This is a genomic window from Plantibacter flavus, from assembly GCF_051487245.1.
Classification (GTDB): Bacteria; Actinomycetota; Actinomycetes; order Actinomycetales; family Microbacteriaceae; genus Plantibacter; species Plantibacter flavus_B.
On the sequence record NZ_JAHVDH010000002.1, the window covers coordinates 337,947 to 363,594 of the forward strand.

General features: G+C 68.0%; 20 protein-coding genes. 7 read left to right on the forward strand and 13 right to left on the reverse strand.

Annotation, left to right across the window (positions count from 1 at the left end; all coding sequences use genetic code 11):
* Window positions 1–46: 46 nt before the first annotated feature.
* The 4 genes from acnA to dut form a co-directional block, all read right to left on the reverse strand.
* Entirely contained in the window at window positions 47–2,866 is a 2,820-nt protein-coding gene (gene acnA, locus KXS11_RS05435; protein WP_437384533.1) for an aconitate hydratase AcnA, read from the reverse strand.
* A gap of 242 nt (window positions 2,867–3,108) precedes the next feature.
* Window positions 3,109–3,903, reverse strand: coding sequence for a DUF3159 domain-containing protein (locus tag KXS11_RS05440; RefSeq protein ID WP_437384534.1), 795 nt, complete (start codon window positions 3,901–3,903; stop codon window positions 3,109–3,111).
* 3 nt (window positions 3,904–3,906) lie between these two features.
* A complete protein-coding gene (locus KXS11_RS05445) occupies window positions 3,907–4,527 on the reverse strand; it encodes a DUF3710 domain-containing protein (RefSeq protein WP_437384535.1) in 621 nt (206 codons plus the stop codon).
* Entirely contained in the window at window positions 4,524–5,006 is a 483-nt protein-coding gene (gene dut / locus KXS11_RS05450) for a dUTP diphosphatase (RefSeq protein WP_437384536.1), read from the reverse strand. The genes KXS11_RS05445 and dut overlap by 4 nt, the downstream gene beginning before the upstream one ends.
* A 38-nt stretch (window positions 5,007–5,044) precedes the next feature.
* Here dut and KXS11_RS05455 point away from each other — a divergent pair, with 38 nt between their 5' ends.
* Entirely contained in the window at window positions 5,045–5,491 is a 447-nt protein-coding gene (locus tag KXS11_RS05455; protein ID WP_437384537.1) for a DUF3093 domain-containing protein, read from the forward strand.
* Between the two features lie 77 nt (window positions 5,492–5,568).
* On the opposite strand, the gene KXS11_RS05460 is transcribed toward KXS11_RS05455, so the two are convergent.
* Window positions 5,569–5,862 carry a DUF4193 domain-containing protein gene (locus KXS11_RS05460; RefSeq protein ID WP_437384538.1) on the reverse strand — a complete coding sequence of 98 codons (294 nt, stop codon included), beginning with the start codon at window positions 5,860–5,862 and terminating at the stop codon, window positions 5,569–5,571.
* 199 nt (window positions 5,863–6,061) lie between these two features.
* Here KXS11_RS05460 and sepH point away from each other — a divergent pair, with 199 nt between their 5' ends.
* Window positions 6,062–7,180 carry a septation protein SepH gene (gene sepH / locus KXS11_RS05465; RefSeq protein ID WP_437384539.1) on the forward strand — a complete coding sequence of 373 codons (1,119 nt, stop codon included), beginning with the start codon at window positions 6,062–6,064 and terminating at the stop codon, window positions 7,178–7,180.
* Between the two features lie 26 nt (window positions 7,181–7,206).
* On the opposite strand, the gene KXS11_RS05470 is transcribed toward sepH, so the two are convergent.
* On the reverse strand, window positions 7,207–8,349 hold the full coding sequence (locus tag KXS11_RS05470) for an alkaline phosphatase family protein (RefSeq protein WP_437384540.1): 1,143 nt from the start codon (window positions 8,347–8,349) through the stop codon (window positions 7,207–7,209).
* Between the two features lie 85 nt (window positions 8,350–8,434).
* Here KXS11_RS05470 and KXS11_RS05475 point away from each other — a divergent pair, with 85 nt between their 5' ends.
* On the forward strand, window positions 8,435–10,951 hold the full coding sequence (locus KXS11_RS05475; protein WP_437384541.1) for a DNA gyrase/topoisomerase IV subunit A: 2,517 nt from the start codon (window positions 8,435–8,437) through the stop codon (window positions 10,949–10,951).
* Window positions 10,952–11,034: 83 nt separating this feature from the next.
* On the opposite strand, the gene KXS11_RS05480 is transcribed toward KXS11_RS05475, so the two are convergent.
* On the reverse strand, window positions 11,035–13,113 hold the full coding sequence (locus tag KXS11_RS05480) for a DNA gyrase/topoisomerase IV subunit B (RefSeq protein ID WP_437384542.1): 2,079 nt from the start codon (window positions 13,111–13,113) through the stop codon (window positions 11,035–11,037).
* Between the two features lie 227 nt (window positions 13,114–13,340).
* Here KXS11_RS05480 and KXS11_RS05485 point away from each other — a divergent pair, with 227 nt between their 5' ends.
* The gene (locus tag KXS11_RS05485; protein ID WP_437384543.1) at window positions 13,341–13,571 is read left to right on the forward strand and encodes a DUF7455 domain-containing protein; all 231 of its coding nucleotides are present in this window, start codon (window positions 13,341–13,343) and stop codon (window positions 13,569–13,571) included.
* A gap of 72 nt (window positions 13,572–13,643) precedes the next feature.
* On the opposite strand, the gene KXS11_RS05490 is transcribed toward KXS11_RS05485, so the two are convergent.
* The 5 genes from KXS11_RS05490 to KXS11_RS05510 form a co-directional block, all read right to left on the reverse strand.
* Window positions 13,644–14,393 (reverse strand): hypothetical protein, encoded by a 750-nt coding sequence (locus tag KXS11_RS05490; protein WP_437384544.1) that lies wholly within the window; start codon window positions 14,391–14,393, stop codon window positions 13,644–13,646.
* Complete coding sequence (locus tag KXS11_RS05495; RefSeq protein WP_437384545.1) at window positions 14,390–15,652, reverse strand: MurT ligase domain-containing protein; 1,263 nt, start codon at window positions 15,650–15,652, stop codon at window positions 14,390–14,392. The genes KXS11_RS05490 and KXS11_RS05495 overlap by 4 nt, the downstream gene beginning before the upstream one ends.
* 4 nt (window positions 15,653–15,656) lie before the next feature.
* Window positions 15,657–16,943 (reverse strand): RNA polymerase sigma factor, encoded by a 1,287-nt coding sequence (locus KXS11_RS05500; RefSeq protein ID WP_437384546.1) that lies wholly within the window; start codon window positions 16,941–16,943, stop codon window positions 15,657–15,659.
* Window positions 16,944–17,166: 223 nt separating this feature from the next.
* On the reverse strand, window positions 17,167–18,474 hold the full coding sequence (locus KXS11_RS05505) for an MFS transporter (RefSeq protein ID WP_437384547.1): 1,308 nt from the start codon (window positions 18,472–18,474) through the stop codon (window positions 17,167–17,169).
* Window positions 18,475–18,483: 9 nt separating this feature from the next.
* On the reverse strand, window positions 18,484–19,407 hold the full coding sequence (locus tag KXS11_RS05510; RefSeq protein ID WP_437384548.1) for a proteasome assembly chaperone family protein: 924 nt from the start codon (window positions 19,405–19,407) through the stop codon (window positions 18,484–18,486).
* Between the two features lie 121 nt (window positions 19,408–19,528).
* Between KXS11_RS05510 and KXS11_RS05515 the strand changes: the two genes are divergently transcribed.
* The 3 genes from KXS11_RS05515 to KXS11_RS05525 all read left to right on the forward strand — a co-directional run bounded on the left by KXS11_RS05515 (window position 19,529) and on the right by KXS11_RS05525 (window position 24,010).
* Window positions 19,529–21,046 carry a leucyl aminopeptidase gene (locus KXS11_RS05515; RefSeq protein WP_437384549.1) on the forward strand — a complete coding sequence of 506 codons (1,518 nt, stop codon included), beginning with the start codon at window positions 19,529–19,531 and terminating at the stop codon, window positions 21,044–21,046.
* A gap of 95 nt (window positions 21,047–21,141) precedes the next feature.
* Window positions 21,142–22,515, forward strand: a complete 1,374-nt coding sequence (lpdA, locus tag KXS11_RS05520) for a dihydrolipoyl dehydrogenase (protein ID WP_437384550.1) — start codon at window positions 21,142–21,144, stop codon at window positions 22,513–22,515.
* Window positions 22,516–22,576: 61 nt separating this feature from the next.
* Window positions 22,577–24,010 carry a 2-oxo acid dehydrogenase subunit E2 gene (locus KXS11_RS05525; protein WP_437384551.1) on the forward strand — a complete coding sequence of 478 codons (1,434 nt, stop codon included), beginning with the start codon at window positions 22,577–22,579 and terminating at the stop codon, window positions 24,008–24,010.
* Between the two features lie 36 nt (window positions 24,011–24,046).
* Here KXS11_RS05525 and KXS11_RS05530 read toward each other — a convergent pair whose 3' ends face one another.
* The gene (locus KXS11_RS05530) at window positions 24,047–25,639 is read right to left on the reverse strand and encodes a protein kinase domain-containing protein (RefSeq protein WP_437384552.1); all 1,593 of its coding nucleotides are present in this window, start codon (window positions 25,637–25,639) and stop codon (window positions 24,047–24,049) included.
* Window positions 25,640–25,648 lie beyond the last annotated feature (9 nt).

Sequence of the window (25,648 nt, forward strand, 5' to 3'; positions counted from 1 at the left end):
TCCCAGCACGTTCTGCTGGAACCGGCCGAGCGGTCGTGCGTGAGCCCTAGACGAGGCTCCGGAGCACGTACTGCAGGATGCCGCCGTTGCGGTAGTAGTCGGCTTCACCCGGCGTGTCGATGCGGACGACCGCGTCGAACTCGATCGGTGCCTTGCCCGCGGCGGAGTGCTCGCTCGGGACCGCCGTGACACGGACCGTCTTCGGGGTCGTGCCCGCGTTCAGTTCCTCGAGGCCCGCGATCGACACGATCTCGGTTCCATCGAGGCCGAGCGACGCCCAGCTCTCGCCGGCCGGGAACTGCAGCGGGACGACGCCCATGCCGATGAGGTTCGAGCGGTGGATCCGCTCGAAGCTCTCGGTGATGACCGCCTTGACGCCGAGCAGGCTCGTGCCCTTCGCCGCCCAGTCGCGGGACGAACCGGAACCGTACTCCTTGCCACCGAAGATGACGAGGGGGGTGCCCGCCGCCTGGTAGTTCTGCGATGCGTCGTAGATGAACGACTGCGGAGCGTCGGCCTGGGTGAAGTCGCGCGTGTAGCCGCCCTCGACACCGTCGAGGAGCTGGTTCTTCAGACGGATGTTCGCGAAGGTACCGCGGATCATGACCTCGTGGTTACCGCGACGCGAGCCGTAGGAGTTGTAATCCTTGCGCTCGACACCGTGCTCATCCAGGTAGCGACCCGCGGGCGAGTCCGCCTTGATGTTGCCGGCCGGGCTGATGTGGTCGGTCGTGACCGAGTCACCGAGCTTCGCGAGGACGCGGGCTCCGGCGATGTCCGAGACCGGCGTGGTCTCCATGGTCATGCCGTCGAAGTACGGGGGCTTCCGGACGTAGGTGGACTGCTCGTCCCACTCGAAGGTCGAGCCTTCGGGAGTCTGCAGCGAACGCCACCGCTCGTCGCCGTCGAAGACGCCGCTGTACTCGTGGTCGAACATCTCCTTGTTGATGGAGGAGTCGATCGTGTCCTGCACCTCTGCGGCGTCGGGCCAGATGTCCTTCAAGAAGATGTCGTTGCCGTCGGCGTCGACACCGAGCGCGTCGACCTCGAAGTCGAAGTTCATCGATCCGGCGAGAGCGTAGGCGATGACGAGCGGCGGGCTCGCGAGGTAGTTCATCTTCACATCGGGGTTGATGCGACCCTCGAAGTTGCGGTTACCCGAGAGCACCGCGGTGACAGCCAGGTCGTTGTCCTGCACAGCGGTCGAGATCTCGTCGAGCAGCGGGCCCGAGTTGCCGATGCAGGTGGTGCACCCGTAGCCGACCGTGTAGAAGCCGAGGTCCTCGAGGTACTCGGTGAGACCGGCCTTCGCGTAGTAGTCGGTGACGACCTTGGAACCCGGTGCCAGTGTCGTCTTGACCCACGGCTTGGCCTTGAGGCCCTTCTTGCTGGCGTTCCTCGCGAGCAGCCCGGCTGCGAGCATGACCGAGGGGTTCGACGTGTTCGTGCACGAGGTGATCGCGGCGATCGCGACGGCACCGTGGTCGAGCGTGAAGTCGACACCGTTCTCGGCGAGCGTCACCGGAGTGGGCTTCGACGCCGTCTTCGGTGCGTGGCTCCGGTGCGTGTGGTGGTGGTGGTTGTTCTCGTCCTCGTCCTGCGGCGTCGTGCCGGCCGGGTCGGAGGCGGGGAACGACCCGGCGCCGACGAGGTCGACGATGTCGTGCTCGACCGTGGTGTAGTCGTTGAGGTCGCGCTCGAACTGCGTCTTCGCGTCGCTCAGCTCGATGCGGTCCTGTGGACGCTTCGGGCCGGCGATCGACGGGACGACGGTTGCGAGGTCGAGCTCGAGGTACTCGCTGAACACCGGCTCGGTGTCGGCGTCGTGCCACAGCTTCTGGGTCTTCGCGTAAGCCTCGACGAGGGCGATCTGCTCCTCGCTGCGACCGGTGAGGCGCAGGTAGTCGAGGGTGACGTCGTCGATGGGGAACATGGCGGCGGTCGAGCCGAACTCGGGGCTCATGTTGCCGATCGTGGCACGGTTCGCGAGCGGGACCTCGGCGACGCCGGCTCCGTAGAACTCGACGAACTTGCCGACGACGCCGTGCTTGCGAAGCATCTGGGTGATGGTGAGGACCACGTCGGTTGCGGTGACGCCGGTCGGGATCGAGCCGTTGAGCTTGAACCCGACGACCTTCGGGATGAGCATCGAGACGGGCTGGCCGAGCATGGCGGCCTCTGCCTCGATACCGCCGACGCCCCAGCCGAGCACGCCGAGGCCGTTGACCATCGTCGTGTGGGAGTCGGTGCCGACGCAGGTGTCGGGGTAGGCGCGGAGCACGCCGTCGACCTCACGGGTCATGGTGACGCGCGCCAGGTACTCGATGTTCACCTGGTGCACGATGCCGGTTCCCGGCGGGACGACCTTGAAGTCGTCGAAGGCCGTCTGGCCCCAGCGCAGGAACTGGTAGCGCTCACCGTTGCGCTCGTACTCGAGCTCGACGTTGCGCTCGAGGGCGTTCTCGCTGCCGAAGAGGTCGGCGATGACGGAGTGGTCGATGACCATCTCTGCGGGTGCGAGCGGGTTGATCTTGTCGGCGGAGCCGCCGAGCGCTTCGACGGCTTCACGCATGGTGGCGAGGTCGACGATGCAAGGGACGCCGGTGAAGTCCTGCATGACCACGCGCGCGGGCGTGAACTGGATCTCGGTGTCGGGATCGGCCGTCGGGACCCAGTCGCCCAGTGCGCGGATGTGCGCCTCGGTGATGTTCGCGCCGTCCTCGGTGCGAAGCAGGTTCTCGAGGAGCACCTTCAGGCTGAACGGCAGCTTCTCGTGGCCCTCCACCGTGTCGATGCGATAGATCTCGTAGTCGGTCGTCCCGACAGTCAGGGTGTCTTTCGCCCCGAAGCTGTTCACGGTGGACATAACGTCTTCTCCTTCATTGGCGCCGGCGGATTCTCACGTGCGTTCGGACCAATCTTGCTGCGGCCGGGTACTCCGCGGCTAGCAAGGCTTGCCTAACTACATGTCGGAAGACGTCGTGTCATCTCGACGGTGCGCATGTATCTTGATGTCGAGACAATTCTAGCACTGCGAACACCGTGCTCCCGCCATGCGACGAACCCGGTGCGGCGCCGTTCGGCACCGCACCGGGCTCGAGGTGTCGATCAGGCCGAAGCCTGCTGGAGCGGTTTCGGGAAGACGGCTCGGACGACCAGCCAACTGAGGACGAGGAGGGGCGCGTAGAGCGGAATACCCATGAGGAGCCGCAGCGTGCCGAGCATCTCGACGTTGCCGCTGAAGTAGAGCGGCAACTGGACGATGAGCCTCGCCGCGAACATGGCGACCCAGACCAGTGTGAGCCAGCGCATCGCGCGGCGCTGGCCGGGGTGACTGCGCCAGCTCGTGCCCGATCCCATGAGGTAGCCGGCGATCAGCCCGATGATGGGCCAGCCGACGACGACCGAGACGAGCAGTGCTGCTGCGTAGGCGCCGTTCGTCCAGAACCCGACCACGTAGTAGTCCTCTGCGCGCCCGGACAGCAGGGCGAGCACTGCGGAGAGCGCGATTCCGAACAGTCCACCGACGGCCTGGGTCACCGGCTGCCGCTGCACGAGCCTGGCGACGGACAGGATCACGCCGAGTGCCACCGGGGCGATGATCGACGGGATCACGTCGAGCGTGATCGTGTAGACGACGAGGAACAGCAGGCCGGGCAGGATCGCCTCGACGAGCCCTCGGACGCCACCCATGGCGCTGAGCAGGGCCTTCCCCGTCGGTGCGTCCCCGTCCGCCACGGCGCCGAGGCCGGACTTGCGTGCGGCAGCGCCGAACGCCGCGCTCACCGAGTCTCCGAGGGACTGCCTGTCGTCCACGCTGGGCGTCTCTTGGCCCGTCACGCCTGCACCGGACGCTGCAGGGGTCGGCTCAGACGCCTCGTCGTGTCCTCGTGGATCGGTCATCGATCAGACGCTCGTGGCCGTCGGCATGCGCAGCGGGATGAGGTCGCGCGGAGGCATCGGGGTGCTCCCGCGGACCACGACGAGGCTGCGGAAGAGGTCGTCGATGAGGGCTGCCGCGTCGGGCTTCGAAGCCCCTTCGCCGGCGACGACGCCGCGAAGGAACCAGCGAGGACCGTCGACACCGATGAACCTGGCGAGGTGGGTCGCCTCAGTTCCGGCCGCACCCCCGGTGGGCACCTCTGCGACGAGCTCGGGTCCGAACTCGCCCTCGCGCTCGGTGACGGTACCTCCCTGCTGCGCGATCTGCTCAGCGATCTGCGCGCGTGTCTCGTTCCAGAGGCCGGTGGAACGCGGTGCGGCGAACGGCTGGACCTGGAGGGTGGAGCCCGCGTAGTCGAGACCGACGGCGACGACGCGCTTGGTCGCCTCTTCGACCTCGAGGCGAAGGTTCAGGCCCTCACGAGGCAGCACCTTGACCCCGCCGAGGTCGATGTACGGCCGCACCGGGTTCGCCTCGCTCTCGTCGAACGGGCCGGCGGACTCGCGGTCCTCCGGTGCGGACTTCGCGTCGTCGGGCAGCTCTGCGTCGAGGTCGAGGTCTGGGAGGTCTTCGAGTTCACTCATGCGAGGGTTCCTGTCTGGGCGGTTGAGTCGGAGGCTGCCGGCGCCGAGCCGATGCCCGTGGAGCCGAAGCCCCCGGCACCTCTCGCGCTGCCGGGGAGCTTCTCGACCGGGATGAAGTTGGCACGGGCGACCGGCATGACGATCATCTGGGCGATGCGGTCGCCGGGGGCGATCGTGAACGCCGCAGTGCGGTCCGTGTTGAGGAGGGTGACCTTGACCTCGCCGCGGTAGCCCGCGTCGACGGTGCCCGGTGCGTTCACGACGGTGATGCCGTGCTTCGCCGCGAGCCCGCTCCGTGGGACGACGAAGGCGGCGTACCCGTCGGGCAGCGCGATGGAGACGCCCGTGCCGACGAGGGCTCGCTCCCCTGGCTCCAGCACGACGTGCTCTGAGGACACCAGATCGGCGCCGGCGTCGCCGGGGTGTGCATAGCCGGGAAGATCCGGCGCGATAATGAGTACGTCAACGCTTTCGGTCACGAATCGAGGGTAGTGCAGTTCTCTGAGACAAGGCAGACATGCAGCCGTACCGTGAAACACTCTGGCCAGCCCTCTGGGTGGTCATCGCCCTCGCCCTCGTGGTGCCGGCGACCCTGCTCGTCCTCGCACCCGTGTCGCTCGCGGCCGGGATCATCGGGGCCGTCGTCCTGTACGGCGGGTGCCTCGCGCTCGCCTTCGGTGGCGCGCCGCGGATCGAAGTGGCGCAGGGTCGGCTCTCTGCGGGGAAGGCCTCGATCCCGCTGGAACTCATCGGTGAGGTGACGGTCTTCGAGGCGGACGAGGCGACTGCGCAGCTGCGCACGAAGCTCGACGCCCGTGCCTGGCTCCTGATCCGCGGCTGGGTGCACACGCTCGTCAAGGTGGAGATCGTGGACCCGGCCGACCCGACGCCGTACTGGTTGCTGTCGTCGCGCCGTCCGCACGCGCTGGCCGATGCCATCGCCGCGGCTCGCGCAACGGCGTGAGCGAGCGCAGCAGGACATGAAGAAGCCCTCCGGATCTCGATCCGGAGGGCTTCTGTGCTGAGGTTCTCAGCAGGTTGTCAGGCGGCGCATTCCGCGCAGATCGGACCGATCTTGCCTTCGTGGTCGAGCTGCGAGCGGTGCTTCACGAGGAAGCACTCCATGCAGGTGAACTCGTCGGCCTGGGGCGGGAGCACGACGACGTCGAGATCGAGGTCCGAGAGGTCGGAGCCACCGAGGTTGTAGTCGCCGGGGTTGTCGGCATCCTCGGAGTCGACGACTCCGGACAGCTTGTCTGGAACGCGCTCCTTCAGTGCCTCGATCGACTCGGAATCGTCGTCGGTCTTGCGGGGAGCGTCGTAATCAGTTGCCATGCCTATCCACTTCTCGATGCCGCCGGAACAAAATCGGCGGGCACAGTTTGCATCAGTTCCGCATGAATTGCAAACCGCATTCGGGATGGTGTGCGGAACCTCCCCGTGCAACTGACGGCACGCCCGGTGTATTCCCTCGATCCGCGAGGGATCCATGAGAACGTGGACCAATCACGTGGCGCGCTGAGAGGCATTCATCATGCAGGAACTGAAGGTAGTCGGAGCGGAGCTCGGAGCTCTGATCGTTGCAGATCGGAACGAGGAGGAGTACCGCCTCATCGTCGACGACTCGTTCCATGTGCACCTGCGGCGCGCGAAGCCTGCGGGTGCTCCGATCGCGGGCTCGGCGAAGATCAGTCCTCGCGAGGTCCAGGCGCACATCCGAGGCGGACTGTCCGCGGAAGACGTCGCTGCCGTGACGGGCGCCTCGCTCGAGTACGTCCAGCGCTTCGAGGGACCCGTGATCGCCGAACGGGAGCACATCGTCGGCACAGCGCTCGGCGTCGCCGTGCTCCCGACCACGGACACTGGCGCGGACGACATCGAGGCGACCTTCGGGAACGTCATCCGGGCCCGCCTCGAGAAGCTCGGTGCGACGGACGAGCGCTGGACCAGCTGGAAGGAACCGGAGGGCGGCTGGATCGTCAAACTCGCCTTCACGGCCGACCAGGTCGACCACGATGCACGCTGGGCCTTCGAGCCGAAGAAACTCGCACTCACACCGATCGGCAGCGAGGCGACCACGTTGTCCCGTCAGGGAGACCTCCCCGCGGCACTCATCCCGCGCCTCCGAGCCGTCGGGCCGGACGACTCCCCCGACACCTCGCGGTTCGACAGTGGTGCGTTCTCGTTGGATCGGGGGTCGAACGAGGCTCAGCCCGAGGCTCCTCGACTCGCGGAGACCCGACCGATCGATCCTCTCCCGTTCGCCAGCGACACCGGCTTCGGACGCGCGCCGTCGTCGAAGGCCGCCACGCAAGCAGCCATCAACCGTGAGGCGGCGAGCCCTGAGCAGCCGAACCAGACAGCGGACCTCCTCGAGGCGCTCCGGAAGCGCCGCGGTGAGCGCGAGGCCGCGCCCACCGAGCCGGAGCCGGTCGAGCAGCCTGCGGCGCCGCAGGCCGTCCCCGACCAGCAGACGCCGCTCGCGGTGTTCGACACCGGCGAATTCGAAGCCGCTCAGCAGCGGCGGAATGACGCCGGACCGTCTTCGTCAGACGCGACGCCTGCGGGCGCCAAGGCACGGAAGGGACGAGCCTCCATGCCGTCCTGGGACGAGATCGTCTTCGGCGCGAAGTCGGACGACGATCCGGTCTGATCCGGACGGCTGCACTCGGACCGAGGTCAGCGCTCGTAGCGGCCGAGAGTGATCAGGGGGATGCGGCGCTCGTCATCGGTGAGCGAACCATGCTGTCCGATCATGCCGCGCGCGCTCTGATCGCTGGGCCGTGAGTCGTAGTAGGCGATCCGCTTGCGCGCCGCCACGATGACGTCACCGATCCGCGGCAGGACCTCGTCGTCCACGGGCCCAAACCACCCGTGGTCGATGGCCTGTTCGCGGGTGGCGATCCATGCTCTGGTCCCCTCGTGCTGCATCCACGCTGCAGCCAGTGCCTCACGGTCGTCCGCACCGGCATCCGCATCCAGATAGAGATGCAGGCAGCGCGGTTCCCCACCGACGTGCCGGACACCTGCGACGAGGGCGGGCTCGTGATCGAACAGGACGTGCTGGTGGTGCGGGACGTCGATGACGCCGTGGTCGGCGGTGACGAGCACGCCGGCGGTCGACGGGAGCCGGTCGGACCAGCGCTTCAGATCGCCGTCGAGTTCCTCCAGCAGTGCCGCCCAGCGTCCGGACTCCCAGCCGTACTCGTGCGCGGTCTGATCGAGCTCCGGTACGTAGACGTAGCTGAGGGTCGGGCCGGAGCTCGACGACGCGACAGCCCGGGCGGCCTCGAGTCGATCAGCCATCGTCCGGCCGGCGCGGTACTCGGCGCCGCGGAGTACCGCTCGGGTGAACCCTGAGCCGCGATAGCGCTCCTGGCCGATCACCGTCGTCGTGATCCCCTGAGCCCGAGCCTGCTCGAAGACCGTCGGCAGGCGCTGCCACGTCTCCGGCACCATCGCGTCGTCCCAACCGCTCAGCTGATTCACGATGCGGTCGCCGGCGAGGTCGCGGACCTTGTAACTGACGAGGCCATGCCGACCAGGCAGTGCACCAGTGGTCAGCGTGGCGATGCCTGCGGCCGTCGTGGAGGGGAACGCCGACGTGGTCGTCGTCCGTGGGCCGAGGCGGGGTGCGAGGAATCGGGCGTGCGCCGCAGCGCCGCGGAGGTTCGCCGCCCCGAGTCCGTCGACGAGGACGACGATCGCGTGGCCGGCCGCGGGCAGGTTGCCGCCGGCCGTGGTCAGGGATTCGAGGCAATCCGGGAGGACATCGGCAAGGCTGCGCGACTCCGGATTCACCGTCGGTAGCATGGTGGTCATCGGGCACAGTCTCGCACAGCGCGGACGACGACGCCCGGCGATCCCCGTCGGGCCCAGGCTCGGCGTCCCACAGCAGAGACACGGAATGACCCGCCAACAGCACAACCCGCCGATCGATTCCACTGGCGAGCGCATCGAGGACATCGATGTCTCGTCGGAGATGCAGACCTCGTTCCTCGAGTACGCCTACTCGGTCATCTACGCACGCGCGCTCCCTGACGCCCGTGACGGACTGAAGCCCGTCCAGCGACGCATCCTCTACCAGATGAGCGAGATGGGTCTGCGGCCCGACCGAGGGCACGTGAAGTCCGCGCGCGTCGTCGGCGAGGTCATGGGAAAGCTGCACCCCCACGGCGACACCGCGATCTACGACGCCCTCGTCCGACTCGCGCAACCGTTCACCCTCCGTGTGCCGCTCATCGACGGGCACGGCAACTTCGGCTCCCTCGACGACGGACCCGCAGCGCCCCGATACACCGAGGCGCGACTCGACGCGGCCGCGCTCGCCCTCACGAGCGACCTGGACGAGGACGTCGTCGACTTCGTCCCTAACTACGACAACCAGTTCATGCAGCCGGAAGTGCTGCCGGCAGCCTTCCCGAACCTGCTCGTGAACGGTGCGAGTGGCATCGCCGTCGGCATGGCGACGAACATGGCGCCGCACAACCTCGTCGAGGTCATCGGCGCCGCACGTCATCTGATCGCGCACCCGCAGGCCACGCTCGAAGACCTCATGGAGTTCGTGCCTGGCCCCGATCTTCCCTCCGGCGGCACGATCGTGGGGCTCGACGGCGTCAAGGACGCCTACGCGACCGGACGCGGCTCGTTCAAGACGCGCGCGAAGGTCGCGGTCGAGTCGGTGACCGCCCGCAAGACCGGGCTCGTCGTCACGGAACTGCCCTACCTCGTCGGCCCAGAGAAGATCATCGAGAAGATCAAGGACGGCGTCAGCTCGAAGAAGTTGAGCGGGATCTCGGACGTCACCGACCTCACCGACCGCATCCACGGCCTTCGCCTGGTCATCGGGATCAAGACGGGCTTCTCCCCCGAGGCGGTCCTCGAGCAGCTCTACCGCTATACCCCGCTCGAGGACTCCTTCAGCATCAACAACGTCGCACTCGTCGACGGCGGACCCCAGACGCTCGGACTGCGCGAGCTGCTGCAGGTCTACGTCGACCACCGGATCAGCGTCGTCACCCGCCGGAGCCAGTTCCGTCTCGCCCGCCGCAAGGAGCGCCTGCACCTCGTCGAAGGTCTGCTCATCGCGATCCTCGACATCGACGAGGTCATCCAGGTCATCCGGGCGAGCGACGACTCGGAGCAGGCGCGTGCGAAGCTCATCGACGTCTTCGACCTCTCCCAGCTGCAGGCCGAGTACATCCTCGAACTCCGTTTGCGCCGCCTGACGAAGTTCTCTCGGATCGAACTCGAGACCGAGCGTGACAAGCTCCAGGCCGAGATCGCCGAGCTCGAACGGCTCCTGGGCAGCCAACGCCTCATCCGCGCTGCGGTGTCGAGCGAGCTCGCCGAGGCCGCCGACCGGTTCGGCACCCCCCGTCGCACGATGCTCACCAATGCCAAGCCGAGCGTCGCGACCACCGGCCGAGGGAAGAACGCTCCCGTCCTGGAACTCGCGGACACGCCGTGCCGCGTGTATCTGAGCACGACCGGCCGTGCGCTGCGGGTCGACCTCGGGGAAGACGCTCCGGCGCCCCGCGCTGGTCGTCGCAGCAAACACGACGCGATCCTGAGTGCGATCGACACGACGAGCCGGACGGAACTCGGCGCGGTGACGAGCACGGGACGCCTCATCCGCTTCACCGCGCTCGACCTTCCGGCCGTCCCGTCGGCGTCGATCCAACTCGCGGCCGGGGTGCGCATGGGCGAGTACCTCTCGCTGCCGAACCGCGAGGAGCGTGTGCTCGCGATCGTGTCACTCACCACCGACGAGCCGATCGTCCTCGGGACCGCGGCCGGAGTCGTCAAACGGGTGATCCCCGGCGATCTCCCGAACAAGCCCGACTTCGAGGTGATCACGCTGAAGCCCGGCGACCAGGTGATCGGTGCGACCCAGGTCGGCGACGAGGCCGAGCTCGTCTTCGTCGCGTCCGACGCGCAGCTCCTCCGATTCCCGGCGACCTCTGTGCGCCCGCAGGGGCGTGCCGCCGGCGGCATGGCGGGCATCAACCTCGCGGCGGGCGCGAAGGTCATCTCGTTCACTGCCGTGCGACCAGGCGAGGACGTCGTGGTCGTGACGATCGCGACCTCGTCGCTCACCCTCGCAGGGACCGACAGTGGCAGTGCGAAGGTGTCGGAGTTCGCGGAGTTCCCGGCGAAGGGACGCGCAACCGGCGGTGTCCGTGCGCAGCGCTTCCTGAAGGGCGAGGACCAGTTGGCCGTCGCCTGGGTGGGCGCGTCGCCCGCGCACGCCGTTGGAACCGACGGCAGCCCACGAACCCTCCCGGACGTCGGAGCGAAGCGCGACGCCTCCGGCACGCCGCTGGACGCACCGATCGGCTCGGTGGGCAGGCCCATCGTTGCTCCGGTCGCCGAAGCGACGCCGACTGCCGACGATGCCGGGACTGAGGAGACCACCGACTAGCGCGTCAAGCGCACCGACGGCGATGGCCCGGATCGAGCACCATGCTCGGTCCGGGCCATCGCCGTGTGTTGTGCGGAGCCGACTCAGACGTCGATGCTCTCCCGCGAGAGGCGGTCGGAGCTCTCGACGATGAACTCCTTGCGTGGGGCGACGTCGTTGCCCATGAGCAGTTCGAAGATCCGACCAGCGGACTCCGCGTCCTCCACCCGCACGCGGCGAAGTGTCCGGTGACGGCGGTCCATCGTGGTGGTCGCGAGCTGATCCGCGTCCATCTCACCGAGACCCTTGTACCGCTGGATCGGTTCCTGGTGCTTCCTGCCGCTCCGCTTGAGGTCGCTCAGCACGGCGTGGAGCTCGGCTTCCGAATAGGTGTAGATCGTCTCGTTGGGCTTCGACCCCGGGTTGATGACGATGACACGATGCAGTGGTGGCACCGCGGCGAACACCCGACCGGCCTCGATGAGAGGTCGCATGTAGCGGAAGAACAGGGTGAGCAACAGCGTGCGGATATGGGCCCCGTCGACGTCGGCATCGCTCATCAGGATGATCTTGCCGTAGCGCGCAGCGTCGAGGTCGAACGACCGACCCGATCCAGCACCGATCACCTGGATGATCGAGGCGCACTCGGCGTTCGAGAGCATGTCCGAGACGGATGCCTTCTGCACGTTGAGGATCTTGCCCCGGATGGGCAGTAGGGCTTGGTAGGAGCTGTCGCGGGCGAGCTTCGCTGTCCCGAGAGCCGAATCGCCCTCGACGATGAACAGCTCACTCGCCTCGAGGTTTCCGGAACGGCAGTCGACCAACTTGGCCGGGAGGGACGAGTTCTCGAGTGCGTTCTTCCGACGCTGCGTCTCCTTGTGCGTGCGTGCGGAGATGCGTGACTTCATCTCGGCGACGATCTTCTCGAGCACGAGAGCGGTCTGCGCCTTGTCGTCGCGCTTGGTGGACGCGAAGCGCTCCTTGAGTTCCTTCGTGACGACGTTCGCGACGATCGCGCGGACGGCCGGCGTACCCAGGATCTCCTTCGTCTGACCCTCGAACTGCGGTTCGGCGAGGCGGACCGTGAGCACGGCGGTGAGCCCGGCCAGCACGTCGTCCTTCTCGAGTTTGTCGGACCCGACCTTCAGACGGCGTGCGTTCTGCTCGACCTGGGCGCGCAGGAACCGCAGCAGACCCTGATCGAAGCCGAGCTGGTGTGTTCCGCCCTTCGGCGTCGCGATGATGTTGACGAAGCTGCGCATGACCGTCTCGTAGCCGGTCCCCCAGCGCAGGGCGATGTCGACCTCGGCCTCGCGCTCGACCTCGGTCGCCACCATGGTTCCGGTCGGCGAGAGCACCGGGACCGTCTCGGTGAAGGTCCCGCTGCCGGTGAGCCTCCAGGTGTCGGTCAGGGCGGTGTCGCCGGCGAGGTAGTCGACGAACTCGGAGATGCCGCCCTCGTAGCGGAAGGTGGCCTCCGTGGGCTCGTCGACCGTCTCGTCGCGGATGACGATGCCGAGGCCCTTGATCAGGAAGGCCGTCTGGCGCGCACGGCCGAGGAGCTCCTCGGCTTGGAACTGGGCGCCCTTCGTGAAGATCTGGCGGTCCGCCCAGTACCGGATACGCGTCCCGGTCACGCCCTTGCGCGTCTTGCCGATGACACGGAGTTCGCTCTGCTTCTCGAACGGTGTGAACGGCGCGTCCGGCGTCGGCTCACCCGTGTCGGCGAAGATGCCGGGCTCTCCGCGATGGAAGGACATCGCGTACGTCTTGCCCCCACGGTCGACCTCGACGTCGAGCCGCTCCGAGAGCGCGTTCACCACCGATGCACCGACTCCGTGCAGACCGCCGGAAGCCGCATAGGACCCGCCGCCGAACTTGCCGCCGGCGTGGAGCTTCGTGAACACGACCTCGACACCCGACAGGCCGGTCTTCGGCTCGATGTCGACCGGGATGCCTCGGGCATGGTCGCGCACCTCGACGCTCTGATCGGCGTGCAGGACGACCTCGATCTGATCGCCGAACCCGCCGAGGGCCTCATCGACCGAGTTGTCGATGATCTCCCACAGGCAGTGCATGAGGCCCCGCGAGTCGGTCGAGCCGATGTACATGCCGGGACGCTTGCGCACCGCCTCGAGGCCTTCGAGGACGGAGAGATGTCGGGCGGAGTAGTCGCTGCTCACAGCTCAAGCGTAGTCGGCACGACCGACGCGGCCCCGGTGACACTCGGCGCTCGACGCGCCCGGGCACGCATCGTCGCGAAGATCGTCACCCGGACCCATCTCCTTGGCGTTCCGGTCCGAATTATCTACGCGCACAGCGAAAACGGTGCACAATGGCACTCCGTTGTAACAAACGCGTGCTTTCATAAGTACTACGAGTTTCGTAGCCGCAGAGTCAGGAGGAGCACATGTCACAGACTGCCACCGAGAGCACCCCCAGTGACCTCGACGCCCAGCAACTGACGGCCGCCGATCGCTGCGATCTGTGCGGTGCCCAGGCCTACATCCGAGTGCAGATGAACAGCGGCGAGCTGCTGTTCTGCGCGCACCACGGCAAGAAGTACCAGGAGAAGCTGACGCAGGTCGCGACCAACTGGCACGACGAGTCCAGCCGTCTCTTCGACGAGCAGCGCGCGTAGTCACTGAGATTCCACGACGGGCCCCGGATCATCGATCCGGGGCCCGTCGTCGTGTGCCGTGCGCGATGACACTCAGCCGAGCGAGGCGAGGACGGCGTCCCGTGCGTTCGCGGCGATCTCGTCGAGGCGATGGAGCGCGGGGGCCTCGTCGAGCATGATCGTGCCGCCGGCGAGTTGGATCGCCTGGAGCAGCAGGCGGTCGGCGAGCTCGGGGTTCTTCGCGAGGACGGGACCATGCAAGTGCGTGCCGACGAACGGCCCGACGAGGGCGCCTTCAGTACCGTCGCCGTTGCCGCGTCCGTGCTGAGTCACGCCGAGCGTCTGCACGCCGGTGCCGGGTCGGAAGTCGCGGGCGTGGTTCTCATAGCCGACGAGGAGCGGCGTCTCGAGCTCGAGTCCGCGCGTCGGCACGACCACGAGGTCGTCACTCGCCCGCGCCATGCGGAGCGGAGCGTCCCCCTCGATGATCGAGAGCCCGTCGATCCATTCCCCGGGCTCGAGTTCGAAGCGTCGGCCGAGGAGTTTCCAGCCGTTCGCGACCGCGAGCACCGGGACCCCTCGCTGCAACCACGCGGCCAGTGCGTCGTGGAACGGTCGCAGTTCGTCGAGGGTGTCGAGGAGTGACGGATCGTCGCAGGAGCCGAGCACGACAGCGTGGACCGTCTCCGGCAATGCGTCGACGGAGTCGACGAGCACGAGGTCGACCGAGAGCCCGCGGGCCGTCGCACGTCGCGCGAGCACCGCACCGTTCTCCGCGTCTCCGTTCACATTGCAGCGGGATGGCAGCAGGACGGCGATGGTGAGGGTCGGCTCGATGGTCATGAGGCGTCCTGATCGTTCGTGGCGAGGCCGAGATGTGCTCGCGTACGGCGCATCGAATCCGCCGTGAAGACGACGGTCTTGCGGCCGCTCTGCGGGGCCGGCAGCGCGAGGAAGTCGTCGAGGGCTGTTGCGAGGTCTGGTTCGACGCGGTCGACCTCGACACCGTCGTACCCCAGCAGGAGCGCCGCCTCCCACGCCTTCGATCCGGAGACGATCGCCACACGCCCGAGGCGCGAGGTGTCGACAGGCCAGAGGTAGGAGGGGTCGCGCACGTCGCTCCCGATGGCCACGAGGAGCTGCTCGGTGTCGGCGTCGAGGCTGTCGACGTTCAGCTGGAAACTCGCCGGGTTCTGCACGAGCACGAACTCGACCTCCTGGCCACGCACCGTCGTCACCTCGCCACGTCCGAACACCGGCGTGAGGGCCGCGAAGGATTCGGCGGCCACTGGGAGCCGGAACTCCGGGCCCAGGATCGACGCGGCGCCGGCGATCGCCGCTGCGGCGTCGACGGCGTAGTGCACACCGCGTGCAGGCAGCCGGAAGGTGGCCTGGTCGCCGTGATGCGTGATCGTGACGTCGGCGCCGTCGAGACGTTCGACCACCGTGCCGTTTGCCGCGTCGACGCGTGCGGTGCCGGTGCGGCTGTATCCGAGTCCGCGCGGGCTTGCGGAGAGCACGTCGGCCGAGACGCCGTAGCGTCGGCGCAGCGCAGCGCTTGACGGCGCCAGAGCGTCGATCAGTGCATCGTCGCCGTTCAGGACGAGCGAACCGGTCGAGCGATCGGCGATGGTGCCGAGCATCCGCTCCACCATCGCCGCGTCATGGAACCGGTCGATCTGGTCGACGGACACGTTCGTGAGGATGACGTGGGCGGGCGTCAAGCGCGGCGCGATGAGCGCACCGTGTCCCTCGTCCATTTCCAGGACACCGAGGTCGGCGTCGATCCGACCACGCAGATCCGCCCGCTCGAGCAGGGCCGAAGTGAGTCCCTGCGAGATGTTGGCGGTCGACGGGTTGGTGAACACCGAGACGCCGTGCGCACGCAGGATGCCCACGAGCATCTTCGTGGTCGTCGACTTGCCGCTCGAGCCGCTGACGATCACGAGGCCACGCGGGAAGGCGTTCAGCGTGTCAGGCAGGAAGCCGGGCGCGATGCGGTTGACGACCAGGCCGGGGACGGCCGAACCCCCGCCCGGCTTGCGCAGCCGGGCGAGGAAACGGACGAAACGACCGGCGAGGATGGCCGGGGCGTAGCGCATGCTCCTACTCGAGGTAGTCGCGGAGCGACTGGGATCGGCTCGGGTGGCGGAGCTTCGCCATCGTCTTCGACTCGATCTGCCGGATCCGCTCGCGCGTCACGCCGAAGGTGTCGCCGATCTGGTCGAGGGTCTTCGGCATGCCGTCGCCGAGACCGAAACGCATGCGGATGACGCCGGCTTCGCGCTCGGACAGCGAATCGAGCAGCGACTCGAGCTGCTTCTGCAGCATCGTGAAGCTCACGGCGTCCGCCGGGACGACAGCCTCGGTGTCCTCGATGAGGTCACCGAACTCGCTGTCGCCGTCTTCACCGAGCGGCGTGTGCAGGGAGATCGGCTCGCGACCGTACTTCTGCACCTCGATGACCTTCTCCGGGGTCATGTCGAGTTCGCGGCTCAGCTCTTCCGGCGTCGGTTCGCGACCGAGGTCCTGGAGCATCTGTCGCTGCACACGAGCGAGCTTGTTGATGACCTCGACCATGTGCACCGGGATGCGGATGGTGCGGGCCTGGTCCGCCATGGCACGCGTGATGGCCTGACGGATCCACCAGGTGGCGTAGGTGGAGAACTTGAAGCCCTTCGTGTAGTCGAACTTCTCGACAGCACGGATGAGGCCCAGGTTGCCCTCCTGGATGAGATCGAGGAACTGCATCCCTCGGCCCGTGTAGCGCTTCGCGAGGCTCACGACGAGTCGGAGGTTCGCCCCGAGCAGGTGGCTCTTCGCCCGGGCACCGTCCTTCGCGACCCACTGGAGCTCGCGGCCGACCTGCGAGCGCTTCTCGAGGTCGCTGAGTGCGGACAGCTTGTCCTCGGCGAAGAGACCCGCCTCGATGCGCATCGCGAGCTCGACCTCTTCGGCCGCGTTCAGGAGGGCGACCTTGCCGATCTGCTTCAGGTAGTCCTTGACCGGGTCTGCCGTCGCACCGGTGATCGCAGCCGAGTAGACCGGGATCTCGTCGTCGTCACTGTTGGACAGCACGAGGGCGTCGGTCGGGAGGGTGATCTCTGGGACGGACTTGTCGTCCTCTTCCTCGGTGGTCTCCGTGGCGTCCTCGACCGGAGTCTCGGCGACGGTGTCGTCAGTGGGCGTCTCCACGGGCTCGTCGTCGTCCTCCTCGCCCTCATCCGGGGTGGAGCTCGACTTCGTGCCGGCCTTCGCGCGGGTCGCCTTCGCCTTCGGGGCGGCCTTCGCGCGGGTCGTGGTGGCCTTGGTGGTCCGAGCCTTCGCTGCGGGAGCCTCCGTGGCCTCGTCTGCCGGCGCTGCTTCGTCTGCGCGAGCGGTCTTGGTGGCCATAAGGTGCACCTTCCTGTTCGGACCCGGGAACGGTGAGCCCCGGATCGTCCGTGATTTCGGACATTACGAGGACCCATGTCAAGTCTTGGTGCTGTACAACCCACAGGGGGTCGTCGACATTCCGAAGAGGTGAACGGGTCCGGTCTCCATTATAGCGCGGCCGGGAAGGCTGGAGAGCCACAGGCCGTTTGTCAAGACCTGGAACAGCGGACCAGGCGAACGCTCAGCGACGTCGACCGAGCCGTGCACGGACGGCGATCCACAGCGGGCCGACCGCGATACCCTCGTCCTCCGCGTAGCGCTTCCTCGTGCGAGAACGGGCGAGCAGCAGCATCGCCACCCCGAAGCCGATGACGAGGTACTGGACGGAGAACGCGATCCGGAAGCTGTCCATCGAGTAGACAGCCCGGGAACCACCGCTGACCGCGTCGATGATCACACCGATCAGGAACATGATCACGAAGCTCGCGAGGAATCCGCCGACGTTCACGATGCCGTTCGCACCGCCCAGTGAACGAATGGGGTTGAAGGTGCGGGCGAAGTCGAAGCCGATGAGCGAGCCAGGACCACCGACGCCGACCACGACGAAGAGCGCGATGACGAGCCACATGGGCGGGACACCGGGCCACAGCAGCAGGACCGCCCACGCAACACCCATGACCGTCACGATCAGGAGGACGAGGTTGCTGCGTCGGTACGGGAAACGCGCCGTCAGGATGCCGATGATCGGCCCGGAGACCATGCCGGACACCACGATGACGATCAGGAGCGAGGCTGCCAGCGGTTGCGAGTAGCCGAGGGCGTAGACCATGAACGGGAAGCCCCAGAGCAGGGTCAGCACCGTGCCGGAGGACTGCGTGACGAAGTGCGACCAGAAGCCGAGGCGAGTTCCTGGACGGCGCAGGCTCACGGCGACCTCGCGCACCACGTGTCCCCAGGTCTCCGGACGGGGAGGTTCCTCAGAACCGACCGGGCGGTCGCGCACGACGATGAGGACGCCGACGAGTGCGAGGAGGACGAGGCCGGCTGCGCTCAGGAACGCCTGGGACCAGCCGAAGGCGTGCAGCACGAACGAGAACGGCACCGCCGAGAGGATCTGTCCGACCTGGCCGATGTTGCCGACCCATTGCGAGACGATCGGGACCCGCCTCGTCGGGAACCAGGAGTTCACGAGCCGGAGGACCGAGGTGAAGACCGCTGCGTCGCCGAGGCCGACGAGCATGCGCCCGACGATCGCTCCGCCGAGTTCGGTCGTGAGTCCGAGCCAGATCTGTCCGCCCATGACGACCGTGAGGCCACCGGCGATCAGGATGCGGGGCCCGAGCCGGTCGATCAGGACGCCGACGGGTACCTGCATGGCCGCGTACACGACCAACTGTGCGACGGCGAGCGTCGACAGGGCGGCAGCGTCGATCTGGAATCGTTCGGTCGCATCGACTGCGGCGACCCCGAGGGTCGATCGCTGCATGACCGTGATCAGATAGGCGAACACTCCGACGCCGAAGACCCACCAGACGCGTCGAGATTGCACCGGACCAGTTTAGGTGCTGGAACGATCGTCGTCGCCGTGCCGTCGACTGGCCAGGAACTTCTCGAGCTCGGCGGCGATCTCGTCGGCCGACGGAAGCTCGCCGTCGATGTCGGTGAGTGGCGATCGGGGGGTGTTGTCGGCCATGTAGGCGTCGTATCGCTCTTCGAGCGTCGACACGAGCTTGCCGAGTTCGTGGTTCGTCCCGAGCTGCTCGTCGATCTTGCCGATGAAGTCGCGGCCCTCCTCGCGGAGGCGGTCGGTGGGGAAGATCAGCCCTGTCGCGGCACTCAGGCTCTCGATCGAGGCGATCGCCGCCGACGGGAACTCTGTGTCGGCGAGGTAGTGCGGCACGAGCAGGACGAACCCTGCGACACTGTCACCCCGCTCGTACAGGCGGTACTCCAGAAGATGGAGCACGTTGGACGGGACCTGGGTGTGCGGCCTCCAGACGGACAGCGATTCGATGAGGTCGAACCGGTTCCCGCTCACGGTCACCCCGATGGGCCTCGTGTGCGGGACAGGCATGGGGATCGAATGGACCCACGTGGTGTCGCTCACCTGGAAGCGCTCCACGAGGTCGAGCACCGCCGCGACGAAGCGCCCCCACAGGAAGTCGGGTTCGAAACCCGTGAGCAACAGGAAGGGGGAACCGAGTTCGTCCCGCGCGAGGGACAGTGTGAGCCGCGGCGGTCGGTACTCGGTCAGGTGGTCCTGGTCGAAGGAGATGATCGGACGTCGGGCTCGGTAGTCGAGCAGGATGTCGGCGTCGAACTCGGCGACGACCGTGGTGTCGAGCATCTCGTTCAAGTGATCGTTCAGTTGCCCGACGGCACCGCCGGCATCCGAGAAACCGGTGAGGCCCGCGACCAGATGGAGGCCGGCGGGGACGTCGATCTCCGGGTGCACCTCGTAGAGGTCGTCAGGGGTAGGCATGCTTCAACTCTAAAGGTGGGCACCCCGGGCGCCTTCCCCCTGGGAGCGCCACCGTGCCGCCGAGAGCGAACAGCCGGGAGGCCGGAGTCGGTCGTCTCCTGTCGATGCCTACGATGGAAGCATGTCGATCCCTGATCTGTCCGTCCTGTCCGCAGCCATCGAGGAGGTCGAGACCGACCTGGTCGTCCTGGCCGTCCGGAAAGGCACGGACGGGCCCGAACTGCTCGCACCGGCGGCCTACTCAGGCCTCGCGGAGGAGTTGCTCGCGTCAGGTGTCACGGGCGCAGCCGACGAGGTGCGCAGGCTGCCGGACCACGTCGGCGCGGCAGGCGGCCTCGTGCTCGTCGGACTCGGCTCCGACAGCGACGAGGCGTCCTTCAGACGCGCGGCCGGGGCCGTGACCCGCACGGTGACCGGACAGCCGTCGATCGCGTTCGCACTCACCGAGGAGACGGCCGGTCATGCCGAGGCGGTCCTCGAGGGTGCCGCCATCGGCGCCTACCGCTACACCGCTTCGCGCGGCACCGGGTCGACCCCGGCCCCCGCTCCCGCCGACCGCGTCCGTGTCGTGCTCCCCCTCGCCGACGAACACACGCCGGACGACGAGGCGACCGAGGCGTTCGCCGCCCACGCCGCAGCCGTCGCCGAGGCGATCGCCCTCGTCAAGGACCTCGTGAACACCCCGCCGAACGAGCTCTACCCCGCGACGTTCGCCGACGCGGCCCGCGCGGCCGTCGACGGGCTCGACGTCGAGGTGCAGGAGTGGGACGAGGCCCAGCTGGCCGCCGACGGGTTCGGCGGCATCCTCGGCGTCGGGCAGGGTTCGTCGCGACCGCCCCGGCTCGTCAAGCTCAGCTACCGTCCGGTCGAGTCGAGCGCTCACCTCGCGCTCGTCGGCAAGGGCATCACCTTCGACAGCGGCGGCCTCTCGCTGAAGCCCCCGGCCTCGATGGTCGGCATGAAGTACGACATGACCGGTGCGGCCACGGTGCTCGCCGTCGTCGCCGCCGCGGCGAGACTTCGCATACCCACGCGGCTCACGGCCTGGCTCTGCCTCGCCGAGAACATGCCCTCCGGCACGGCCACCCGCCCCAACGACGTGCTGACGATCCGCGGCGGACGCACGGTCGAGGTCACCAACACCGATGCCGAGGGCCGCCTGGTCCTCGCCGACGGCCTCGTCGCGGCAGGCGAGGAGGAGCCGGACGCGATCATCGACGTCGCCACGCTGACGGGCGCCGCCGTCGTCGCCCTCGGCAACCGCTACACGGGCGTCATGGGTGACCCGTCGTTCGTCACCGACCTCATCGCGACAGGTACTGGGACGGACGAGCTGTTCTGGCCGATGCCGTTGCCGACAGAACTCCGGCGCGTGCTCGACTCCGACGTCGCCGACCTCGCCAACGCGAAGCCCGGCAGTCCGGCGGGCGGCATGCTCGTCGCCGGGCTCTTCCTCCAGGAGTTCATCGCCGAACGCCGCGACGAGGACGGGAACGCGGGACGCATCCCCTGGGCCCACCTCGACATCGCAGGCAGCGCCATGAACGGCGACGCCCCGTACGGCTTCACCGCGAAGGGCCCGACCGGTGTCGCCGTCCGCACCCTCCTCGCAATGGCCGAGGAATTTAGTGGCGCGTAGTAAGGTCGATGAGGGCAGCTCGACCTGCCTCGACACCGCCGACCACACCACGACGGTTACCGATCGCCCACGAAGCACACACAAGGAGCAACGGAGTGTCCGAGCAGAATTTTGACCTGGTAGTCCTGGGAGGCGGGAGCGGCGGATACGCCGCAGCGCTGCGTGCTTCGCAGCTCGGCCTCACCGTCGGCATGATCGAGAAGGACAAGGTCGGCGGCACCTGCCTCCACCGCGGCTGCATCCCGACCAAGGCGCTGCTGCACTCCGCCGAGGTCGCGGACGTCTCGCGCGAGTCCGAGAAGTACGGCGTGAAGACGACCTTCGAGGGCGTCGACATCCAGGGTGTGACCACGTACCGCGAAGGCATCGTCGCGAAGAAGTACAAGGGCCTGCAGGGCCTCGTGAAGGCTCGTGGCATCACCACGATCGAGGGCGAGGGCCGTCTGGTCTCCCCCACGAGCGTGCAGGTCGGCGACGACCTCATCACGGGCAAGAACGTGATCCTCGCGACCGGCTCCTACAGCCGCTCACTTCCCGGGCTTGAGATCGGTGGCCGGGTCATCACGAGTGAGCAGGCACTGCAGCTCGACTTCATCCCCAAGAAGGTCGCCGTGCTCGGCGGCGGCGTCATCGGCGTCGAGTTCGCGAGCGTCTGGAAGTCCTTCGGCACCGAGGTCACCATCATCGAGGCACTGCCGCACCTCGTCCCGAACGAGGACGAGTCGATCAGCAAGGCCCTCGAGCGCGCCTTCCGCAAGCGCGGTATCGAGTACTCGCTCGGCGTCCGCTTCCAGGGCGTGACCCAGGACGAGTCAGGTGTGCACATCACGCTTGAGGACGGCAAGGCCATCGACGCGGAGCTGCTGCTCGTCGCCGTCGGTCGTGGCCCGTCCACGGCCGGACTCGGCTTCGAAGAGGTGGGCGTCACGATCGACCGCGGTTTCGTCATCACCAACGACCGCCTCGAGACGAGCGTCCCCGGCGTCTACGCCGTCGGCGACATCGTCCCCGGCCTGCAGCTCGCGCACCGCGGCTTCCAGCAGGGCATCTTCGTCGCCGAGGAGATCGCAGGACTGAAGCCCGTCATCATCGAGGACATCAACATCCCGAAGGTCACCTACTGCGACCCCGAGATCGCGTCCGTCGGTCTCAGCGAGGCGAAGGCCGCTGAGCAGTACGGTGCCGAGAACATCTCGAGCTACGACTTCAACCTCGCCGGCAACGGCAAGAGCGAGATCATCGGCACGAGCGGCAACGTCAAGGTCATCCGTGTCAACGACGGCCCGGTCATCGGTGTCCACATGATCGGCGCTCGCGTCGGCGAACTCATCGCCGAAGGCCAGCTCGCCGTGAACTGGGAGGCCTACCCCGAGGACATCGCACCGCTCATCCACGCGCACCCCACGCAGAACGAAGCGCTCGGCGAAGCATTCCTCGCCCTTGCAGGCAAGCCCCTGCACGCGCTGTGACGCGCCCGGAACACCCCAATAAGCTAGTGAACACACAACAGGTTTCAAAGGAGACAAGGTCATGAGCGAATCCGTCAGCCTTCCGGCACTCGGCGAGAGTGTCACCGAGGGTACGGTCACCCGCTGGCTGAAGAATGTCGGCGACACCGTGGAGGTCGACGAGCCGCTGCTCGAAGTGTCGACCGACAAGGTCGACACCGAGATCCCTTCGCCGATCGCCGGTGTCATCGAGGCGATCCTCGTCCAGGAGGACGAGACGGTCGAGGTGGGTACCGCCCTCGTCACCATCGGTGACGGCTCTGCCGCCGCCGCGCCCGCAGCCGAGGCTCCCGCGCCCGCCGCCGAGCCCGAGCCGGCTCCCGCCCCCGTGCCCGAACCAGCCGCTGCTCCGGCGCCTGCCGCTGCTCCGGCGCCTGCCGCTGCTCCGGCACCGGCACCCGCTGCTACTCCGGCGCCTGCTGCTGCGCCGGCACCGGCACCTGCTGCTGCTCCCGCACCTGCTGCTGCTCCGGCACCTGCTGCTGCTCCGGCACCTGCTGCTGCTCCGGCACCCGCTGCTGCTGCACCGGCACCCGCTGCCGCATCGGCTCAGCCGGCTGCCGGCGTCGTCAACTCCGGGTACGTCACCCCGCTCGTCCGCCGCCTGGCGAACCAGCACGGTGTCGACCTGACCACGGTCACCGGCACGGGTGTCGGCGGTCGTATCCGCAAGGAAGACGTCCTCCAGGCGCAGACGAGCGGCGAGACCGCTGCGGCTGCGCCGGCCGTCGAGGTCTCGGCGCTGCGTGGCACGAGCAAGGCCATGTCGCGTCTGCGCAAGGTCGTCGCCGAGCGCGCCGTCGCCTCGATGCAGGGCACCGCCCAGCTCACGAGCGTCGTCGAGGTCGACGTCACCAAGGTCGCCGCGCTCCGCACGGCGGTCAAGGACGAGTTCCTCGCGAAGACCGGCAACAAGCTGTCCTTCCTGCCGTTCTTCGCCCTCGCGGCGAGCGAGGCGCTCCAGACCTACCCGATCATCAACGCCACGGTTGACGGCGACCAGATCGTGTACCCGGAGACCGAGAACCTCGCGATCGCGGTCGACACCGAGCGCGGCCTGCTCACGCCGGTCATCCGCAACTCGGGTTCCAAGTCGATCGCCGAGCTCGGCGCGGAGATCGCCGACCTGGCGCAGCGCACTCGCGACAACAAGCTGCAGCCCGACGAGTTGTCCGGCGGCACGTTCACGCTGACCAACACCGGCTCGCGTGGTGCACTGTTCGACACCCCGATCGTGTTCCTTCCGCAGTCGGCCATCCTCGGCACAGGCATCGTGACGAAGAAGCCGGTGGTCGTGACCGTCGACGGAGCAGACGCCATCGCGATCCGTTCCACGGTGTACCTGGCGCTCAGCTACGACCACCGCATCATCGACGGCGCGGACGCGGCACGCTTCCTCGTCCAGGTGAAGAACCGCCTCGAGGCCGGCGACTTCCGGGGATCACTCGGAATCTGACGCGCTGCCGAGCGCTGCTCGGCAGTCACCGCGGCCTCAACCGGCCGTGAAGACCTCTCGCAGACGCCAGCCCGTCTCGCCCCTCAACACGAGGAGCGTGACGGGCTGGCGTTCGTCGTCGACGAGGGCGCCCGGAGCTGACGCCAGTCCTCTCAAGATCGCCGCATCACCCTGACGGTCGACGAGCTGCAGACCGTCGACCTCGATGTGACCGACCAACCCGCCGACGAGCTCTGACTCGTGAAAGGGTGACGACGCTTCGGCGTACGTGAGGACGCAGTCGTGAGTCGGCTCTGTCGCAGAACAGTCACTCCGAAGGGTCACCAGGCGTGCCGCGGCCAGGACCGGGTCCGGCCCCGTCAACGGGTCGTCGTCGCCCGCATCGGGCCCTGGCCCCCCTGTGCCGGCAGACGGTGCGACGGTCGTCTCGACGGGCTGCTCCACCGGTGCCTCGACGCTGGACTCGGCGAAGCCCGCCGGTTGCGAATCCACTGCTTCGTCGCCTGGTGGCAGCAGCACGGTCACTGTCGTGGCGAGTGCCCCCGCCGCAGCAACAGCTCCGATCGCGAGTCGCCGGCGCGACGGTCGCGCGCGCCCGGAACCTTTGGCGCGCATGCCACCAGCACCCTGGCCCTCGGTGGTCCCGCCACCAGCGCGACCCCGGCGGGTGAGCGTGCTCCACGCTCGCGAGAGCACGACGGTGGTCGGCCCGGTTGCGCCGCCGGGCGCACGATGGCGTCGATGGCCGTCGCGTGCGGCGCGCCGTGTCGTCGGCACTTCGGAACCCGGCGCCGCTTCACTCATCGCGTCGAGCACGGAACGGACCGCCACCGTGCTCCGCAGCTGGCGGTCGTCGACGGGTCCGAGCAGGACCGGCAACGGCCGCGCACGTGCGTGGAGCCGCTGCTGGAAGCGGTTCGCCAGCTCGTGCTCCACTGCCCCACTCCCCAGGTGGGCGACCCAGGTGGTGAAGGATGGCGTCGGGCCGTGAGGCGTCGCCTGGAACACCGCGTCGGCCACCGCCGCCAAGGCTTCCCAATCCGCCAGGAACGACTCCCCCGAGGCCGTGTTCGGTATTGCCGCGCGAACGCCGCCTCCGTCGCCGACGTGGGTGGCGTCCGACCAACCGGCGAGCACGGGCCGACCGTCAGACGCGAAGACGATGGTCTTCGGTGAGATCGACCCGTGGCGGACACCGGCGAGATGCGCCGCCTGCACCGCCTCGGCGATCGGGGCGAGGATCGTGACGGCTTCGCCCGGGGCAAGTGTCTCGCGCCGGCGGAGGAGGTCGGCGAGGGTTCCGCCGCTCAATCGTTCGACGAGCAGGCACGGCATGCCGTGGACGTCCTCGGCCACGTCGAGCAGACGGAGGACGTGGGGGTGCTCGAGCCGCGACAGGATCGCGGCTCGTCGCCAGAGGCCACGCTCGGCCGCATCCGCCGTCGCCCGCAACAGCACCGCATCGCTCGCCAACGTCGGGCGCGCCGGGTGCGCGCCGAGCGAAGGTGCATCGTCATCGACGAGCACGGTGCTGAAGGCCGTCCAACGATGGCCACTCCCCAGGCGACGAACGAGGCGGCGGCCTGCCACGCGGGCCAGAGGATCACAGGGGTCGAGCACGGCTTCCATGTCTCGATC

Coding starts and splice junctions, on each gene's coding strand:
- acnA (WP_437384533.1), bottom strand. CDS start 2,866: ATGTCCACCGTGAACAGCTTCGGGGCGAAAGACACCCTGACTGTCGGG.
- KXS11_RS05440 (WP_437384534.1), bottom strand. CDS start 3,903: ATGACCGATCCACGAGGACACGACGAGGCGTCTGAGCCGACCCCTGCA.
- KXS11_RS05445 (WP_437384535.1), bottom strand. CDS start 4,527: ATGAGTGAACTCGAAGACCTCCCAGACCTCGACCTCGACGCAGAGCTG.
- KXS11_RS05455 (WP_437384537.1), top strand. CDS start 5,045: ATGCAGCCGTACCGTGAAACACTCTGGCCAGCCCTCTGGGTGGTCATC.
- KXS11_RS05460 (WP_437384538.1), bottom strand. CDS start 5,862: ATGGCAACTGATTACGACGCTCCCCGCAAGACCGACGACGATTCCGAG.
- sepH (WP_437384539.1), top strand. CDS start 6,062: ATGCAGGAACTGAAGGTAGTCGGAGCGGAGCTCGGAGCTCTGATCGTT.
- KXS11_RS05470 (WP_437384540.1), bottom strand. CDS start 8,349: ATGACCACCATGCTACCGACGGTGAATCCGGAGTCGCGCAGCCTTGCC.
- KXS11_RS05475 (WP_437384541.1), top strand. CDS start 8,435: ATGACCCGCCAACAGCACAACCCGCCGATCGATTCCACTGGCGAGCGC.
- KXS11_RS05485 (WP_437384543.1), top strand. CDS start 13,341: ATGTCACAGACTGCCACCGAGAGCACCCCCAGTGACCTCGACGCCCAG.
- KXS11_RS05490 (WP_437384544.1), bottom strand. CDS start 14,393: ATGACCATCGAGCCGACCCTCACCATCGCCGTCCTGCTGCCATCCCGC.
- KXS11_RS05495 (WP_437384545.1), bottom strand. CDS start 15,652: ATGCGCTACGCCCCGGCCATCCTCGCCGGTCGTTTCGTCCGTTTCCTC.
- KXS11_RS05500 (WP_437384546.1), bottom strand. CDS start 16,943: ATGGCCACCAAGACCGCTCGCGCAGACGAAGCAGCGCCGGCAGACGAG.
- KXS11_RS05510 (WP_437384548.1), bottom strand. CDS start 19,407: ATGCCTACCCCTGACGACCTCTACGAGGTGCACCCGGAGATCGACGTC.
- KXS11_RS05515 (WP_437384549.1), top strand. CDS start 19,529: ATGTCGATCCCTGATCTGTCCGTCCTGTCCGCAGCCATCGAGGAGGTC.
- KXS11_RS05525 (WP_437384551.1), top strand. CDS start 22,577: ATGAGCGAATCCGTCAGCCTTCCGGCACTCGGCGAGAGTGTCACCGAG.
- KXS11_RS05530 (WP_437384552.1), bottom strand. CDS start 25,639: ATGGAAGCCGTGCTCGACCCCTGTGATCCTCTGGCCCGCGTGGCAGGC.